The sequence below is a fragment of the Senegalimassilia sp. genome (genome assembly GCF_977052095.1).
In genome coordinates this window covers 50351-66866 of record NZ_CDRSTZ010000010.1, presented here as the reverse complement: position 1 = coordinate 66866, position 16516 = coordinate 50351, and the positions used below count along the sequence as shown (strand labels likewise).

Sequence of the window (16516 nt, the reverse complement as noted above, 5' to 3'; positions counted from 1 at the left end):
GACCACAGAGGCGGGGATCACCCGGTCCCATCCCGAACCCGGCAGTTAAGCCCGCCTTCGCCGAGAGTACTGCAGCGCCAGGCTGCGGGAGGGCAGGGCGTCGCGCTCGCGGAGGGCGCTTTTCTATGCGCGCGAGCGGCCGCGGAGGCCGGCAGGGCCCGCGGGGGGATCGTCTCCCCCGCGGGCCCTTCTGCGTTAGGGGCATCTATGCGCGCGGCCTGTTCTGTGTTCGGGGGCGCCTTCTCTTGCGCGCGGGTCTCTTCTGCGGTCTGGGGGATAATGAATGGCTATGAGTCGACTTTTGCCCTTACCAGTCCTTGATTCTTTGAGATTTGATTGCTTTCTGTGATAGGCTTTATAGCGTTGATGGTTTGAACAGGGGGTTGCTGTGCCTAAGCCTCATATTCCTTTGGATGAATTGAACTTGCAGGTGAGGGGTTGTCGGCGGTGCCCTCTTGCTGATGGGCGCACGCAAACGGTTTTCGGCACGGGAAACCCCCATGCCCGGGTGTTGTTCGTTGGCGAAGCACCTGGGAAAAATGAGGACTTGCAGGGTGAGCCTTTTGTGGGGGCTGCCGGGCATTATTTGAATGAGCTGCTTGGAGTTGCTGGCTTGCGTCGCGAGGACGTGTTCATCGCGAACGTGTTGAAGTGTCGGCCGCCTTCGAATCGCGACCCTCGTCCCGAAGAGATTGAGGCGTGTGCGCCGTTTTTGCGTGAGCAAACGCGAACCATTGATCCCGAGGTCATCGTGACGCTGGGGAAATTCTCAACGCAGTTTATCTTGAAGACGCAGATGGGCATCTCGCGCTTGCATGGGCATGCCTATAAGGCGGGCAAGTTTTTGGTGTTTCCGATATTTCATCCTGCTGCCGCTTTGTATGACGGTGCTAAGCGTGAGGCATTGGAGAATGATTTCGTTACGCTGAAGGAAGTGCTGCAGATGCTTGATGCGGAAAAGATGAAGGCCGCTCAGCAAGGTGATGGTGCTGTTTCTGCTAGCTAACAGCGTTCGCTCTTAGCGTCATGTCCCTTTTGCTGTGAGCATTCTGCTGCTTTTTCTGACTATTCGCATGCTTGCGTAACGCTTGTTGTAGAACTGCTTACGCGTAATGATTGCGTTGTGCGACGCTCACTTAATAGATTGCGGGTTACTGGTGATTTCTGACTCATTTGAAGCGGGGGATTTCGATCCCATTGCGTATATCAACACTCCCTATTGGCAGGCCTCTCGGCTGGGGCTCGACCGTATCCGAGAGCTTCTTGAGCGTTTGGAGCGCCCGCAGGATTCGCTTCGGTTCGTGCACGTTGCGGGCACGAATGGGAAGGGCAGCACGTGTTCGTATATTGCGAGCATACTGCAAGCTGCTGGCTATACCACGGGCTTGTTTACCAGTCCCTTTATCGAACGATTTGAAGAGCGCATTCGCGTGAATGGGCTCGATATCAGCTACGAGGCGCTTACGCGCGTCACGCTTGAGGTTCGCAAGCATGCTGAGGCGATGGCTGCTGAATGCGATGACCATCCCACAGAGTTCGAGCTGATGACGGCTGTTGCGCTGCAGTATTTTGCGGAAAGCAAGTGCGACATCGTGGTGCTTGAGGTTGGCCTTGGCGGTCGTTTGGACTCTACGAACGTGATTTATGTGCCCGAGGTTGCTGTTATTGCGCGTATTGGGCTTGATCATACGAACTTGCTGGGTAACACCACGGCCGAGATTGCGGGCGAGAAAGCGGGCATTATCAAGCCTGGTTGCGCGGTGGTGTCTTGGCCTCAAGATGCTGAAGCGATGGCGGTGGTTGATGAGGCTGTGCGAGGTTGCGGCGGTACTGTTTCCTGCCCCGAGTTCTCTTCCTTGAGCGTTGGCGAAATAGTTCATGTTGAGGAAGCTGATGCTGCGGCTGGCCAACCATCGGTGCTTCGCTTCTTTACGTATAAAGGTGTTGCGTATACTACGTCGCTTCTGGGGAGCTACCAGCCGAAAAATGCCGCGCTTGCCCTTGAGGCGGTGTTTGCGCTTCGTTCACGTGGGTGGAATATTTCCGATGACGCTGTGCGTTCTGGCGTTGCCGCTGCCAGGTGGGCGGGCCGGTTCGAGGTGCTGCCGCGTGTGAGCGGGCAGCCGTTGATTGTGGTTGATGGCGGTCACAACCCCCAGGGAGCTCAGGCGCTTGCCGATTCTTTGGCGGATGTTTTCCCTGGCAGGAAAGTCGTTTTGTTTTCGGGCGTTATGGCTGATAAGAACCATGCGGCAATGCTTGCAACCGTACTGCCGTATGCCTGTGCGTTTGTGGCGGTGACGCCTGACAACCCTCGCGCATTGCCGGCACCGGAATATGCCGCCGAGGCGAAACGTGTTGTGGCTGAGCTGGCCGACGGAGCGGAGCTGCCGGTGTATGCGGCGTGTGATTACGATGACGGCGCCAAGCGAGCTGGCGAATATGCTGGCGCCGATGGCATTATCTGCGCTTTTGGCAGCCTGTACAGCATTCACCAGGCGAAAGAGGCGTTTCGGGCTGCGGGTCTGATTGAGTAGCCCCGAGTCGCGCTGCGGTTTTGATTGCGCAGCTGTGTTGTTGGCGGTTGAAGGCTCACGCCCAAACGCGCGATGGCTTGATACAGCGACAAGCGGATGTGCGCGTTTCGGGTTTGGACGGCTGATATCAGTGCCGTGTCAATCGCTAGAGAGCTTTACGCTTGCTGAATAGAAAGAAGCCGTTCAGACATCTATCCGGACGGCTTCTTTGTTGGTGCTTTGTTTTGCGACTTACAGGTTGTCGATGTACTCGACCAGGTCGCCGACCGTTTCGAGGCCTTCGGGCTCGCCGAAGTCGACGTCGCACTTCTCCTCGAGGTCGCAGATCAGCTCGACCATGTCGAGGGAGTCGATGCCGAGGGACTCAAACGTGGACTCTTCGTTGACGGTTTCGGGCTCGATATCCAGGTTGTCCTGAAGAACTTCTTTGATGGTGTCGATGGTAGCCATAGTGGCGAATCCTTTCTCAAACTAGCAACGCAGGTATGGTAGCACAAACCGCGCGCGGGCTTTGCGGTTCAAGATGAGCCGACACGCACGAATCATACGTGCTGCACAGGTGAAAACAGGGAAGGGGAAGGACTGCGTTTGGATATTGCAGGACGATCAGCTCTGTAATGCTGCAGCGTGTTTGGCGAAATGGTGAAGCGCACTGCGTGTTTGGCTTCTGCGCTGCAGGCTCTTCGCGGCTTGTTTGTTAGCTGGGGCTGCGGGTCGCTGTGAACGCTGCGGCGGAAGCAGGGCACTTGCAAAACAAAAGTGGCCGCGCAAAGGTGCGCGGCCACGTGGTAACGGTGAATAATCGCTAGTCGACTTGCTTCAGCAGGCCGTAGCCTCCGCCGGTGCGGCGATACAGCACGTTGACCAGGTTCGTGTCACGATCGATGTACGCGAAGAAGTCGTGACCGAGCAGATCGATCTGCACAAGCGCTTCCTCTTCGGTAAGCGGCTGGAACTGCATTTCCTTCACGCGAACCACTTCTTCGTCGGCGGTGAACTCTGCCATGAGGCTGTCGGGATCGAATTCGCCTACCGGTGCGGCAGCATCGGCGCGAACCTTGCGGTCGAGCACGCGCGTCTTGAACTTGCGAAGCTGGCGAAGAACCTTAGCGGCGGCAACGTCGATGGCGGCGTACATGTCCTCTTCGGATTCCTCGACGCGAACGATGTGGCCCTTCGTGCGCAGCGTAACCTCGCAGATAGCGGGGGTTGCGTTTGCGGGGTTCTTCTCCACGTGCAGGACGACTTCGGCATCAAGCGGATTAATGTCCATGACCTTCATGGAATTGCCGATTTTTTCCTCGGCGTACATGCGCAGCGCGTCGGTTACAGGCATCTTGCGTCCGGTGACGGTAATGCTCATGTCAATCACCTCTTCCTCGCGGCGGATAAAAAAGTTCGACGGGAATCGTGCCTGCTCAAGGCCATAAAAGGCCACTGTGAAGTGCGTTGCAGGTTGACCCCTTTCGTCGAACCGGTACAAACAGCATAGCGCACTTTACGGAGATTTTGCAGCCGAATTTGGCGGTATTTTCGGGTTCGTTCGTAAACGTTTTGAAAACGCCCACGCCACGTTCCCGGGCGTGCCGCATCGCCCGCATGATAGACTGTCCGAACCAAGGGATTAAGGTAGGACATGCACGATAATCGCATTTACATCAAAGAGGTTCAGAGGCACCAGCATCGCTGGCAGAAGCTTATCAACCTGACGCATTCTTCCACGAAGGCCGCCGGTGCCATGCTGCTTGCCGCGGTGGCGGCGCTTGTGGTGGCGAACACGGCCGCGCACGAGCCGTTCCTGGAGTTCTGGCACACGCACATCGGGTTTTTCTTCGGCGACGCCGTGGGCGAGATGTCGCTGGCGCACGTGATCAACGACGTGTTCATGGCGGTGTTTTTCCTGCTGGTGGGCCTGGAGGTGAAGTACGAGCTGACGGTAGGCGAGCTGACGAACATCCGCCAGGCGTTGCTGCCCATCATGGCGGCCGTTGGCGGCGTGTTGGCGCCCATCGGCATCTATCTGCTGTTCAACGCGGGCGACCCCGCCACCGCGGGCGGTTGGGGCGTGCCGACGGCTACCGACATCGCGTTTGCGCTGGGCATTCTGGCGCTTCTGGGCAACCGCGTGCCGGCGGGCGTGCGCGTGTTCCTGTCCACGCTTGCTGTGGCTGACGACATCATCGCCATTTTGGTCATCGCTATTTTTTACGGGCAAAGCCCGTCGCTTGGTTGGCTTGCCGCGGCGGCGGCGGTGCTGGTCGTGCTGGTGGCGCTCAATCGCGGGCATGTGTACTCGCTTGCGCCGTATCTGCTGGTGGGCGCGGTGTTGTGGTACTGCGTGTACATGTCGGGCGTGCATTCCACCATCGCCGGCGTGCTACTGGCGTTCGCTATTCCGTCGGGGTCGCGCGTGAACCTGCGCAGCTTCGCCACGTGGTCCGACACGCAGGTGCGCGAGGCCAGCCGCGCGTACGATCCGGACGAGCCGGTGCTGGCGCAAAGCCAGTACGTAAAGACGGTCGAGCATCTGTCGCACGTGGCGCGCCAGGTTGTCCCGCCCGCAACGCGACTTGAGCACAAGCTGTACCCGTGGGTGTATTTCGGCATTTTGCCGCTGTTCGCGCTGACGAACGCCGACGTGAGCTTCGCGGGCATGGATGTGGGCGCGCTGTTCGGCTCGCCGGTGTTCTTCGGCATCTTCTTCGGTCTGCTGGTGGGCAAGCCGCTTGGCATCATGGCCATGAGCTTTTTGGCGGTGAAGCTGAAGCTGGCGAATTTGCCCGAGAACGTGAACTGGCTGCATATGCTGGGCGCGTCCATTTTGGGCGGCGTGGGTTTCACCATGGCCATTTTCGTGGCGAACCTGGCGTTTGCCGATGCGGTGCTTGTTGCCACGGCGAAGCTGGGCATTTTGCTGGCGTCGCTGGCCGCCGGCGTGCTGGGCTTCACGTTCTTGCTGGTGCAGGCGCGCGGCGCGCAGAAGCAGGGCGTGGCGTTCGTGCGCGCGGCCGATGGTGCCGAAGAGGATTTCGCGGCGCTGCCGACCGCCGATCGCGAAGATGCCCGCGAAAGCCGCGAGATGCTGCACGACCTGGGCGAAGGCTATGAGAGCGATCCGCGCGGCTTGGCATAAACGGCGCGTTGGGTGGTTTGAGACTTGCTGCCGGAAGCTTGGCTGCGCTAGATGAGCTGGCGGGTCTTTGGGGATGTGTGGCGCTGCGTGCGCTGCGTTCGCTTCCTGAATTGCGGCGTTGGTAACGCTTGGGTAGTGGCTGTGTGCGCTTGGCGTGCAGGCGGCGGGGCGTCAAGGGGCGTTGCGGTATACTTTTCTGCGGTTCAATCGCTTGCGGCGCGGCGGGTTTCGCCTGCGGCGCTGCGGTGCGCGAAAGTTCGCGCTTTCTTGCCAGCCTACTGAAAGGAACGCCATGGAAGCTGCCGCCATCGTTTTGGCCGCGGGTGCCGGTACCCGCATGAAGTCGAAGAAGCCCAAGGTCGCACACGAGGTTTTGGGTAAGCCGCTCGTGCGCTGGGTTGTTGATGCCGCGCACGCTGCGGGCGTTTCGCAGTTGGCTACGGTTGTAGGCCATGCGCGCGAGCAGGTTATTCCGCTGGTGGAAGGCGATACGCAGGTAGTGGTGCAGGAAGTGCAGAACGGCACGGCCGGCGCGGTGCTGGCTTGCGCCGATGCGTTCGCCGGTTTCGATGGCTCGCTTTCCGTTCTGACGGGCGACTGCCCGCTTATCAAGCCGGAAACCATCGCGCGCTTGGCTCAGGTGCGAGACGAGAACAACGCCGCCGTGGTGGTGCTGACCATGAAGCTTGACGACCCCACCGGCTACGGCCGCATCATCCGCGACGAGGCGGGCCAGGTCGAGCGCATCGTCGAACAGAAGGACGCCACGCCCGACCAGGCCGCCGTCAACGAGTGCAATTCCGGGTTCTATTGCTTCGATGCCCGCGCGCTGTTTGACGCGCTGGCCCAGGTCAGCAACGATAATGCACAGGGCGAGTTTTATCTGACTGACGTGCTGGAGATCTGCCGGAACGCTGGCCGCCCCGTGCTGGCGCTTGCCACCGACGACGCCACCGAGTGCTTGGGCGTGAACTCGCGCACCCAGCTGGCGCAGGTGACGAAGGTCATGCAGCGCCGCATCAACGAGCGCCATATGGCCGCCGGCGTTACCATGGTGGACCCCGATCAGGTATGGATCGGCCCCGATGTGGAAATCGAGCGCGACGTGGAGCTGTTGCCGCAGGTCATGCTTATGGGCGCCACGCGCGTGGGCGAGGACAGCGTCATCGGCCCGAACACGCGCCTGACCGACACGTGCGTCGGCCGCGGCTGCACCATCGAGGAAACCGTTGCCATCGAGGTGCAGATCGACGACGCCGCAACCGCTGGCCCGCGCGCCTACCTGCGTCCCGGCACGCACCTGTGCGAAGGCGCGAAGGCCGGCACGCACGTGGAAATCAAGAAGTCCACCATCGGCCGCGGCAGCAAGGTTCCGCACCTTAGCTACATCGGTGACACCACCATGGGCGAAGGCGTCAACATCGGCGCCGGCTCCATCACGTGCAACTACGATGGCAAGAAGAAGTGGCCCACCACCATCGGCGACAACGCGTTCATCGGCAGCGACACCATGATGGTGGCCCCCGTGACCATCGGCGCCGGCTCCATTATCGGCGCCGGCTCGTGCATCACGAAGGAAGTGCAGCCCGACGCGCTGGCGCTCACGCGTCCCGAGCAGCGCGAGGTTCCCGGCTGGGCGGCGAAGAAGCGCGCCCGTCAGGCCGCCGAGGAATAGGCGGCAGTTTCGCCCCTTGCTTTGAACGCCCCTTCCGAACGCTCGGGAGGGGCGTTTTTGTATGGCGTGAAGTCCTCGTAGAAGGATGGCTTGCTATCTGGCCTTTTCCCACGCGCGCAAGTAGAATAGGCAACAACTGACAATTGCGAAGCGATGCGAAGGAGCACGCGCATGACTGCGGAAATGGAAAAGCGTAAGAGGATGGCAGTGTTTTCGGGTTCTTCCAACCTGGAACTTGCGGACAAGATTGCGCAGGAGCTGGGGATTTCTCTGGGCAACGTGAAGCTGGAGAAGTTCGCGAACGGCGAGATTTACGCTCGCTACCTGGAAAGCGTCCGCGGTGCCGATGTGTTCATCGTGCAGTCCGTGTGCTCAAGCCCGAACGGTTTCGACGTGAACGACAACCTCATGGAGCTGCTCATCATGATCGACGCCGCAAAGCGTGCCTCCGCGCACAGCGTCAGCGCTGTCATTACGCATTACGGCTACGCGCGCCAGGACCGCAAGGCCGCGCCGCGCGAGCCCATCACCGCGAAGCTGGTGGCCGACCTGCTGACCGCCGCCGGTGCCGACAACCTCATTGCCATCGACCTGCATCAGGACGCCATCCAGGGCTTCTTCGACAAGCCGGTGAACCACATGACGGCCATGCCCATCTTCGTGGACTACTTCAAGCAGATGGGCTTCAAGCCCGAGGAGCTGTGCGTCGTGTCCCCCGACGTGGGCCGCGCGAAGGCTGCGAAGAAGTTCTCCACGCTGCTTGATTGCGACATCGCCATCATGCACAAGGACCGCCCGAAGCACAACCAGGCCGAGATCACCGCGCTGATCGGCGACGTGAAGGACAAGATTTGCATCCTGAACGACGACATGATCGACACGGCCGGCAGCCTGGTCGCCGCGGCAACCACGCTGAAGGCCAAGGGCGCGAAGAAGATTTACGCTTGCGCCACGCACGGCCTGTTCAGCGGCCCGGCTTATGAGCGCCTGGAGAATTCCTGCATCGAAGAGGTTGTGGTTACCGACGCCGTGCCCGTGCCGCTTGAGCGCCAGACCGGCAAGATTAAGGTGGTCACGCTGGCTCCGCTGTTCGCGCAAACCATCAAGAACGTGTACAACAACGGTTCCGTGGCTTCGCTGTTCGAATAGGGTGCGGCTGCATGTTTTTGATCGTTGGCCTGGGGAATCCGGGCGAGGAATATGAGCACACGCGGCATAATGCCGGTTTTGACTCGCTTGACTTGGTGGCCGAGGAAGTGGGCGCGCGCTATTGGAAAACCGAGTGCGGCGCGCTTACCGCTAAAGGCGTCTGGCGTGACAACGACGTGGTGCTGGCGAAGCCGCAAAGCTACATGAACACGTCGGGCGGGCCGGTGAAGCAGCTGATGAACGCATACGGCGTGAAGCCCGACCATTTGATCGTCATCCACGACGAGCTCGACATCGACCCGGGCACCATCCGTGTGAAGTTCGGCGGCGGGCACGCGGGTCACAACGGCTTGCGCAGCATCTGCGACAAGCTGGGCACGCGCGATTGGTTCCGCGTGCGCTGCGGCATCGGCCGCCCGCCGGGACGCATGCCGGTGGTGGACTGGGTGCTTGGCCGGCCGAAGAAAGAGCAGGCTGACGACTTCTCGCAGGCAACGCACCTGGCCAGCCAGGCCGCCCTTTCACTCATAACGGACGGTTTGGACAAGACGCAGCAGCGCTTTAACTAGTACAATGGATGCAGGATGCATCGCATCGGGGACGCCTTCGGGCGTCTCCGTTTTATGTGCGGGGGTACAGAAAGCGGAGCGGATATGTCCTTATCTGAGAAGGGGCGCACGTATGCGCTGTTCACCATTGTTGTGCTGGCCTGCGCGTTGGGGTCGCTTACGCAAACGGTGATGAATTCCATGTTGGGCGGCGTGAGCGCGGATTTCGGCGTCGATGCCAGCGTGGGGCAGTGGCTTACCACCATTTACATGCTTGCGCTGGGCATCACTGTTCCCGCCGTCACGTTCTTGTCGCAAAAGCTGTCTGTGCGCAACGTCGTGTATCTGGCGCTGTGCTTGCTCTTGGCCGGCGGCATCGTCGATGTGCTGGCGCCGTCGTTTCCCGTGTTGGTGGCGGGGCGTGTGCTGCAGGCCGTTGGCGCGGGTGTCACGCTTCCCGTGGTGCAGTCCATTGCCATGACGCGCTTCCCTGCGGGGCAAAACGGTACGGCCATGGGCATTGCGGGCATTGCCATGGGCTTTGCGCCGAACATCGGCCCGCTTATCGGCGGCGCACTGGTGGATTCGTATGGATGGCGAAGCTTCTTCGTGCTGTTCGATGTGGTGGTGGTTGTGCTGATCCTTGCCACAACGGCCTTGGTCAAGCGCGAGGATGCGCCGTGTCGGGACGCGCGTTTCGAGGTGGTTTCGTTTCTGTACTCGACGCTGGGCTTCGGCGGGCTGCTGCTGGCGTTCTCGAATGCGGCAAGCATGGACATCGCCTCTGCGCTGGTGTGGGCGCCCGCGCTTGTGGGCGTTGCGTGCTTGGTGCTGTTCGTGGTGCGCCAGAAGCGCATCGAGCACCCGCTTATCACCATGCAGATTTTCCAGTTCCCGCATTTCCGCATCAGCTTCATTGCGCAGAATTGCCTGTTCGCGTCGTTTATGGGCATCACGCTGATTGTTCCTTTGTATGTGCAGGGGCTTTTGGGCCTGAGTGCCGTTGAGGCGGGGCTCGTGTTCGTGCCCGCCACCATTTTGGCCGTGGTGGTCAATCCGCTTGCGGGAATCCTGTCCGATAAAATCGGCGCGCGTTCGGTTGTGCTGGTGGCATCTACGCTGCTGACGGTGGGCGCCGTTTCCATGGCGTTCGCGGACGAATGCACGCCTTTGTGGTTGCTGACCCTCATGCAGACGGTGCGCGGCATGGGCGTGAGCGCGCTCATCGGCCCGCTGAATTCGTGGGGCATGAGCGGTCTTCCGGGCCAAATCATGATGGACGCCAGCGCGTTTTTCGCGGCGGTACGCCAGGCGTGCGCGTCGCTTGGCACGGCGGTCATGGTGCTTGCGATTACGGCGCTTTCCGCCGCGGCAGCAACAGGGGCCGTTGGTGCGCAGGTGGCCTATCAGGCGGCGTTCGGCATTTCCGCGGTCCTTGCGGCCTGTGTGTTCGTGGTGGCGGTGACGAAGGTGCGTTAGCGCGCGGCGTGCGTTAACGGGACGTGCAAGTCTGCTGGCCTTGAAATTGACGTTGACGAAGGCCGTGCTTGGGAAGGGCGCGGCCTTTTCGTATGCCTGTTGTGATTGGCGACGACGCGTGCGGTATCTGGTGTGCGGTCAGCACGTCTGATGGGGGTGTGCTCGATTTGTTGATGTCTAACGTTTGCGGTTGTCGCGCGCATGGCGCGCAAGGCGTGTAGCGCTTGCGGCAGCGTGCAGCGCTTGCGCCGTTCGCGGTCGTTTTCGTCACGATGGTTGCCATGTGCGGTCCGTCTGGTATACTGCACTTCAGCACTCTACTGTAGTAAAGTGGAAGAAACGGGAACGCGCCAGGCGAATCGGCGATGAGCGGGCGCAGAAGGGAAGGCACCATGAAGAAGAAACTTCTTGGCCTGGTGGCATGCGCCGCCACGCTGGCGCTGTCCGGCGCGCTGCTTGCGGGCTGCGCTGGCTCGGGCAGCAATGACAAGGCTGCTGACAACAACGCCGCATCCACCGACAAGACCACGCTGACCGTGGGCTTCGATCAAAGCTACCCGCCGTACGGCTTCGTGGGCGACGACGGCAAGTACACCGGTTTCGACCTTGACCTGGCCAAGGCCGTGTGCGACAAGAACGGCTGGAGCTTCGAGGCTACGCCTATCGACTGGGATGCCAAAGACGCGCTGCTGTCGCAGGGCAACATCAACTGCATCTGGAACGGCTTCACCATGGAAGGCCGCGAGGATGGGTATACATTCTCCGATCCGTACATGCTCAACGAGCAGGTGGTGGTTGTGAAGGCCGGCAGCGATATCAGCGATTTCGCGGGCCTGTCCGGCAAGACGGTCATGACGCAGGTTGACTCCGCGGCGCTTGACGTGCTTGAGGGCGACCAGGCCGAGGTTGCCGCTACGTTCAAGGGTGGCGCGGCCCAGACCATCGGCGACTACAACAACGCGTTCATGCAGCTTGATTCCGGCATGATCGACGCCGTTGCGTGCGACCTGTCCATCGCGCAGTACCAGATTTCCGCGAACCCGGGCAAGTACGTGCAGCTGGAAACCCCGCTGTCCACCGAGCACTACGCCGTGGGCTTCAAGAAGGGCAACACCGAGCTGGCCAACCAGGTCACCGAAACGCTGAAGCAGCTTGACGCCGACGGTACCGTGAAGAAGCTGTGCGAGAAGTACGCCAGCTACGGCATCAGCTACGACAACTGGGTGCTGGGCAAGTAAACGGTTTTCCCTGTTCACAGGGGTAGAAACGGTATTCAACGCTGCGCAGGTCGGGGGTGTGCTTCCGACCTGCGCAGCGGTTTGCATGCGTATGGGGCACCGTGAACTAAAGTTGCTTCGACGCAAAGAATGCGCAACGGCCGTCGCCTGATAAGGCGGCGGCTTTCGTGCGAAAGGAGATTCATGGAATTCGGAACCATGATGGGGCTGCTGCTTTCGGGCTTGCAGTTTACGGCCATCATCTTCGTGGTTACGCTCGTAGGCGCGCTGCCGCTTGGCGTGCTGGTGGCGCTTGGCCGCATGAGCAAGTTCAAGCCGCTGTCGCTGTTGGTGCAGTTCTACATTTCGGTCATGCGCGGCACGCCGTTGATGCTGCAGCTGATGATGTGGATGTTCGGCCCGTACTACATTTTCGGCATCTCCATGGGGCCGGATTGGAAGTATGGCGCGTGCTGCATCGGCTTCATTCTGAACTATGCCGCGTACTTCGGTGAGATTTACCGCAGCGGCATCCAGTCCATCCCGCGCGGGCAGTACGAGGCCGCCGAGGTGCTGGGGTACTCGCGCACGCAAACGTTCATGAAGATCATCCTGCCGCAGGTGTTCAAGCGCATCCTTCCCGCCATGGGCAACGAGATTATCACGTTGGTGAAGGACACGTCGTTGGCGTTCGTGCTGGGCATCATGGAGATGTTCACGCAGGCGAAGGCCATCGCCGCAGCTCAGACAAGCATGATGCCGTACGTCATCGCGGCGCTCATCTACTGGGTGTTCAACTTCGTGGTGGTGATGGTGCTTAACCGCATCGAGAAGAAGATGGACTATTATCATGACTAACCCTCTTGTTTCGCTTTCGCATGGTCGTAAGAGTTTCGGCCAGACTGAGGTGCTGAAGGACATCTCGCTGTCTGTTGAGAAGGGGCAGGTTGTTGCCATCATCGGGCCTTCTGGCGGCGGCAAGTCGACGCTGTTGCGTTGCATGACGTTGCTTGAGACGCTTGATGGCGGCAGCTTGTCGTATGGCGACCTTTCGGTGGCAACCGATTCCGGGTCGGGCGCCGTGTATGGCGGCAAGGCCGTGCTTGCGCAGGCGAAAACCCGCTTCGGCCTGGTGTTCCAGAACTTCAACCTGTTCCCGCACTATACGGTGCTGAAAAACGTTACCGACGCGCCGCTTTCGGTGCAGAAGCGCCCGAAGGACGAGGTCATGGCCCAGGCGCGCGAGCTTCTGGCGAAGATGGGGCTTGCCGGGAAAGAAGATATGGTGCCGTGCGAGCTTTCCGGCGGCCAGCAGCAGCGCGTTGCCATTGCCCGTGCGCTGGCACTCAACCCCGACGTGCTGTTCTTCGACGAACCTACCAGCGCGCTTGACCCCGAGCTGACGAAGGGCGTGCTGAAGGTTATCCGCGACTTGGCCGACGAGCACATGACCATGGTCATCGTGACGCACGAGATGTCGTTCGCGCGCGACGTGGCCGACCACATCATCTTCATGGACGGCGGCTATATCGTTGAGGAAGGCCCTGCCGAGCAGGTCATCAACAACCCGCAGCATGACCGCACGAAAGCATTCTTGGCCAACTACGGGGATTAGCATGGACGTAACGTTTTACATCACGCGGCACGGGCAAACCGTGTACAACGTGGCCAGCCGCGTGCAGGGCTGGTGCGACTCGCAGCTTACCGACGAGGGCATTCGCGTGGCGCGCAAGCTAGGCGAGGGTTTTGCGAACGTCGAGTTCGCGCAGGCGTATTGCAGCGATGCCGGTCGCGCCGTGCAGACGCTTAACACTGTGCTGGCGGCGCGTTCGAAGGCGAACCCTGCGGCGCAGCTGCCGCACATCCACGTGCCCGATCCGCGGCTGCGCGAGTGGTGCTACGGCAACCTAGAAGCGGGCCCGGGCGAGGAATTGCACGCGGCCCTGGCGCGCGGCTTTGGCGAGGATTTGCCGTTCGACGAGTTGAACCGCCGGCTGCCGCAGGTGGCAGGCGTGCTGGCCGACCAGGACACTACGGGCCGCGCCGAGCGTTTCGACCAGGTGCGCGAGCGCCTGACCAGCTTCTTCAACGATGCGGGGCAGCAGGCGCTTGCTGCTGGCGGCGGCAACGTGCTGGTAGTGACGCACTCGTTCGTGGTGCGCAGCGTCATGCACCTGCTGGATTCCTCGCGCGTGAACGACCCGCTGAAAATCAAAAACGCCAGCGTCACGCAGGTAACCTACGACGGCGAAACGTTCACGTTGGGCGAAACGGCCTCCACGCGCTGGCTGGGCGAAGAGCCCGAAGAAGCCAACGCCATCCCGTTCGGCTTCAAGATGTAGCGCCGACGCGCGTTTGGCGTAAGGCTGCGTCAAGGAGTCGGAGGCGAGAAACCGCATTTGGCATCGCATGCACTGCAAGACTGTTGCAGGCGCCGTTCGCTTCCGCAAACATAAAGAAGGCCCGCATCGGAATATCCGGTGCGGGCCTTCGTGTTTTAGCTTGCGAGTGCCTAGCTCTCGTGGTATTTCGTGAGCGTGGGCGTGGTAACAAGCTGCAGGTCGCCTTGCACGTCGGCGGGCAGCGTTACGGTGTACGTGAACGTTGCCGTGGTGCCGACGGGCAGCGGGTTGTTCGGTTTCGCTACCATACCGCCGTCGACATCGCATGTGTACGTGACATCAATGCCCCGGTACGTGGCCTTCCCCAGCGTTGCGCCGTTCGATGCGACCACGTCGGAGATGCTGCCGCCAACAGGCGCATAGAAGTACAAGAATGGGTTCATATTGCCGCGGTTCGAGTCTTCGGACATGATGTAGTCGCCGCCGGCAAGCGCCTCCTGTTCAGTGAGGAAGTTCGTGAGCGTGGTGGTGACGTGGTACGTGCGCGAGCCGTCAGAGCCGGCAACCGGGCCGCTGATCTGCGTGTCCATGCCAAGCCACCAGCCAAGCTTGCTGCCCAGCCAGTAGTTGATGAACACGCCGAGCGTCGGCTGCTTCTGCGTGGCGGCCGTCATGGATCCCGAGTAGCCCATATCCTCGATGTTCTGCTGCTCGGTGGGGTTTGCAAGCCAGATCATGACGCGGCGGTCGTCGAGTCCGCCCATCATGACGTTGACAAGCTTCATGAGCGATGTCGCGTTCATGTTGTCAAGCGCGGCGTCAAATGCGTATCCAGCTGCTTCGGAGAACAGCGCGTCGACGATGTCGTTGCCATCGGCCATATTCGCGCCGCTGGAAAGGTATTTCCAGTACAGGTCGTGTTGCAGCACCTCAGTGGCATTCGTGCCGTCAATGTAGGTGCCGTCGGACAGCGTGAAGCTTTCGCCTGTTGCGGCAAGCAGGTCCTGCACCATGGTGGGCGTGATAGAGATGACGCCGTCAACGGCCTGGCCGGATTTCTCTTGATAGGCGGTGGCCCAAATGCTGGCAACGCGCGGATAGTCGGGGTTGAAGCCGTTGTCCCATGAATACTGCGTGTACCACGGGTAGAACAGGGTGTTTTCCTCGTCGGTGATATTGCACTGCGCTGGCGTGTCTTCGACCATCATGTCGTAGACTTTCGTGAAGTCTCCCAGCTCGATCTGGCCGTTGTCGATGGACAGCGTGCCCATGGAGCCGGGGAAGCCGCCCGATGCGCGAATCTCGGCGCTGTTCTGCGCGGCAAGCAGGTACGTGCGGTTGCCGTCGGCACCAAGCAGCGCGCCGATGATAGGCGCGAACGTGTTCGCCTGCTGGAACGTGGAGTTGATGTTTGCGAGCTTGTCTTTTGCGGGGCTGAGCATCTTCTCAAGCTGCTCGATATGCATGGAGGGCAGCGCATTGAGCTCGTCGGCGCAGCGCTGCATGGTCGGTGCGCAGCTTTGGATGGAGCCGAGCAGCGTGGAGATAGCTGCGATGTTCAGCGAGCCGTCTTGGCCGATGCATTCCGAGGGAGGCGTTTGCACCAGGCTTTGTGTCAGTGGCACGATGGCGTTGTCGGAGGCGTCGGTGAGCACGTCTGCGATGGTCTGGGCACTTTTTACGTCTTCGCCGATGACCGGAATCATGCCGGCAACGTTCCATAGGGGCGATGAAAGGGCCTCGTCGAGCGTTTTCGCAGACGCTTGCAACTTGGTTGCGCTTTGGGCGGCGCCGGCGAAGTCCTGACCGGTGATGGCGGTTTGGACTTCGTTGACGGTTGAAAGGATGCCGGAAGCCTGCGCCTTCATGTCCTTCGCCGACAGCGCAAGAGCCGCACCATAGCCGCCAACGCCCACGATAAGGCACACGATGACGACGATGGCAACGATGAGCCCGGTACGCTTCTTCTTGCGCTTTTTCTTCACGCGGATCATACCGTCGTGGTTATGGTTGCTCGGCGGCAGGGGTTGGAAGTTGTAGTCCCTGTTTCCGTAGGCATTGGCGTTGTAGTTGCTTTGCGGCGCGCCGAAATTGCAGCCGTAGGGCTGCTGACCGAATTGCTGCGTCGGTTGCTGCGGTTGGTAGGGCCGCTGCTGATGCGGCTGCCCATACGGTTGGTTTTGCTGTGGTCGCGGCGCCCCCGCGCGTGACTGGCCGGGTTGTTGGCCGAAGCCGGGCTGGTTAGGCCGCGAGTGTTTTCCTTGGTTCTGCATTGCACTCCTGACTCGTTTGTGCGTACGGAGTAGAAGTCTAGCACGCTGGACGCAAGGTTCCAGGGGCTTGAAAATGAAGCCATAAGGTTGATTGAACTGCGCGGATAAACGAAGGAATGCATGTAACGTCCGCCGGTGCTGTAGCGTTTTGAGCACGGCGAAA

The 16516-nt window shown here is 60.6% G+C and carries 14 protein-coding genes and 1 rRNA gene; 12 read left to right on the top strand and 3 right to left on the bottom strand.

What is annotated here, in order from left to right:
* The 3 genes from rrf to ACWI6D_RS03570 all read left to right on the top strand — a co-directional run.
* A 5S ribosomal RNA gene (gene rrf, locus ACWI6D_RS03580) occupies positions 1-109 on the top strand; the annotation flags it as partial.
* Between the two features lie 279 nt (positions 110-388).
* Entirely contained in the window at positions 389-1006 is a 618-nt protein-coding gene (locus ACWI6D_RS03575; protein ID WP_417751538.1) for a uracil-DNA glycosylase, read from the top strand.
* Between the two features lie 106 nt (positions 1007-1112).
* Positions 1113-2537 carry a bifunctional folylpolyglutamate synthase/dihydrofolate synthase gene (locus ACWI6D_RS03570; RefSeq protein ID WP_449133686.1) on the top strand — a complete coding sequence of 475 codons (1425 nt, stop codon included), beginning with the start codon at positions 1113-1115 and terminating at the stop codon, positions 2535-2537.
* 231 nt (positions 2538-2768) lie between these two features.
* Here ACWI6D_RS03570 and ACWI6D_RS03565 read toward each other — a convergent pair whose 3' ends face one another.
* Complete coding sequence (locus ACWI6D_RS03565) at positions 2769-2987, bottom strand: acyl carrier protein (protein WP_288285437.1); 219 nt, start codon at positions 2985-2987, stop codon at positions 2769-2771.
* Between the two features lie 355 nt (positions 2988-3342).
* The gene (gene hpf / locus ACWI6D_RS03560; RefSeq protein WP_129424614.1) at positions 3343-3900 is read right to left on the bottom strand and encodes a ribosome hibernation-promoting factor, HPF/YfiA family; all 558 of its coding nucleotides are present in this window, start codon (positions 3898-3900) and stop codon (positions 3343-3345) included.
* A gap of 273 nt (positions 3901-4173) precedes the next feature.
* Between hpf and nhaA the strand changes: the two genes are divergently transcribed.
* The 9 genes from nhaA (at position 4174) to ACWI6D_RS03515 (ending at position 14080) form a co-directional block, all read left to right on the top strand.
* Positions 4174-5670 carry a Na+/H+ antiporter NhaA gene (gene nhaA / locus ACWI6D_RS03555; protein WP_449133685.1) on the top strand — a complete coding sequence of 499 codons (1497 nt, stop codon included), beginning with the start codon at positions 4174-4176 and terminating at the stop codon, positions 5668-5670.
* Positions 5671-5962: 292 nt separating this feature from the next.
* Positions 5963-7345, top strand: coding sequence for a bifunctional UDP-N-acetylglucosamine diphosphorylase/glucosamine-1-phosphate N-acetyltransferase GlmU (glmU, locus tag ACWI6D_RS03550; RefSeq protein ID WP_449133684.1), 1383 nt, complete (start codon positions 5963-5965; stop codon positions 7343-7345).
* Positions 7346-7516: 171 nt separating this feature from the next.
* Positions 7517-8494, top strand: a complete 978-nt coding sequence (locus tag ACWI6D_RS03545; RefSeq protein WP_302717193.1) for a ribose-phosphate diphosphokinase — start codon at positions 7517-7519, stop codon at positions 8492-8494.
* Positions 8495-8505: 11 nt separating this feature from the next.
* On the top strand, positions 8506-9063 hold the full coding sequence (pth, locus tag ACWI6D_RS03540; RefSeq protein ID WP_129424618.1) for an aminoacyl-tRNA hydrolase: 558 nt from the start codon (positions 8506-8508) through the stop codon (positions 9061-9063).
* Between the two features lie 84 nt (positions 9064-9147).
* On the top strand, positions 9148-10521 hold the full coding sequence (locus tag ACWI6D_RS03535; RefSeq protein ID WP_449133683.1) for a DHA2 family efflux MFS transporter permease subunit: 1374 nt from the start codon (positions 9148-9150) through the stop codon (positions 10519-10521).
* 392 nt (positions 10522-10913) lie between these two features.
* The gene (locus ACWI6D_RS03530; RefSeq protein WP_302938054.1) at positions 10914-11759 is read left to right on the top strand and encodes a transporter substrate-binding domain-containing protein; all 846 of its coding nucleotides are present in this window, start codon (positions 10914-10916) and stop codon (positions 11757-11759) included.
* Between the two features lie 183 nt (positions 11760-11942).
* Positions 11943-12596 carry an amino acid ABC transporter permease gene (locus ACWI6D_RS03525; protein WP_129424624.1) on the top strand — a complete coding sequence of 218 codons (654 nt, stop codon included), beginning with the start codon at positions 11943-11945 and terminating at the stop codon, positions 12594-12596.
* Positions 12589-13353 carry an amino acid ABC transporter ATP-binding protein gene (locus tag ACWI6D_RS03520; RefSeq protein ID WP_337369424.1) on the top strand — a complete coding sequence of 255 codons (765 nt, stop codon included), beginning with the start codon at positions 12589-12591 and terminating at the stop codon, positions 13351-13353. The genes ACWI6D_RS03525 and ACWI6D_RS03520 overlap by 8 nt, the downstream gene beginning before the upstream one ends.
* A gap of 1 nt (position 13354) precedes the next feature.
* Entirely contained in the window at positions 13355-14080 is a 726-nt protein-coding gene (locus ACWI6D_RS03515; RefSeq protein WP_449133682.1) for a histidine phosphatase family protein, read from the top strand.
* 170 nt (positions 14081-14250) lie between these two features.
* Here the strand turns inward: ACWI6D_RS03515 and ACWI6D_RS03510 are convergent, their stop codons facing one another.
* Positions 14251-16065, bottom strand: coding sequence for a DUF4012 domain-containing protein (locus ACWI6D_RS03510; RefSeq protein WP_449133681.1), 1815 nt, complete (start codon positions 16063-16065; stop codon positions 14251-14253).
* Positions 16066-16516: the final 451 nt, after the last annotated feature.

Excerpts from the sequence above, each read along its gene's own strand:
- ACWI6D_RS03570 (WP_449133686.1), top strand. The coding sequence starts at position 1,113 with ATGATTGCGTTGTGCGACGCTCACTTAATAGATTGCGGGTTACTGGTG.
- ACWI6D_RS03565 (WP_288285437.1), bottom strand. The coding sequence starts at position 2,987 with ATGGCTACCATCGACACCATCAAAGAAGTTCTTCAGGACAACCTGGAT.
- hpf (WP_129424614.1), bottom strand. The coding sequence starts at position 3,900 with ATGAGCATTACCGTCACCGGACGCAAGATGCCTGTAACCGACGCGCTG.
- nhaA (WP_449133685.1), top strand. The coding sequence starts at position 4,174 with ATGCACGATAATCGCATTTACATCAAAGAGGTTCAGAGGCACCAGCAT.
- glmU (WP_449133684.1), top strand. The coding sequence starts at position 5,963 with ATGGAAGCTGCCGCCATCGTTTTGGCCGCGGGTGCCGGTACCCGCATG.
- ACWI6D_RS03545 (WP_302717193.1), top strand. The coding sequence starts at position 7,517 with ATGACTGCGGAAATGGAAAAGCGTAAGAGGATGGCAGTGTTTTCGGGT.
- pth (WP_129424618.1), top strand. The coding sequence starts at position 8,506 with ATGTTTTTGATCGTTGGCCTGGGGAATCCGGGCGAGGAATATGAGCAC.
- ACWI6D_RS03535 (WP_449133683.1), top strand. The coding sequence starts at position 9,148 with ATGTCCTTATCTGAGAAGGGGCGCACGTATGCGCTGTTCACCATTGTT.
- ACWI6D_RS03530 (WP_302938054.1), top strand. The coding sequence starts at position 10,914 with ATGAAGAAGAAACTTCTTGGCCTGGTGGCATGCGCCGCCACGCTGGCG.
- ACWI6D_RS03525 (WP_129424624.1), top strand. The coding sequence starts at position 11,943 with ATGGAATTCGGAACCATGATGGGGCTGCTGCTTTCGGGCTTGCAGTTT.
- ACWI6D_RS03520 (WP_337369424.1), top strand. The coding sequence starts at position 12,589 with ATGACTAACCCTCTTGTTTCGCTTTCGCATGGTCGTAAGAGTTTCGGC.
- ACWI6D_RS03515 (WP_449133682.1), top strand. The coding sequence starts at position 13,355 with ATGGACGTAACGTTTTACATCACGCGGCACGGGCAAACCGTGTACAAC.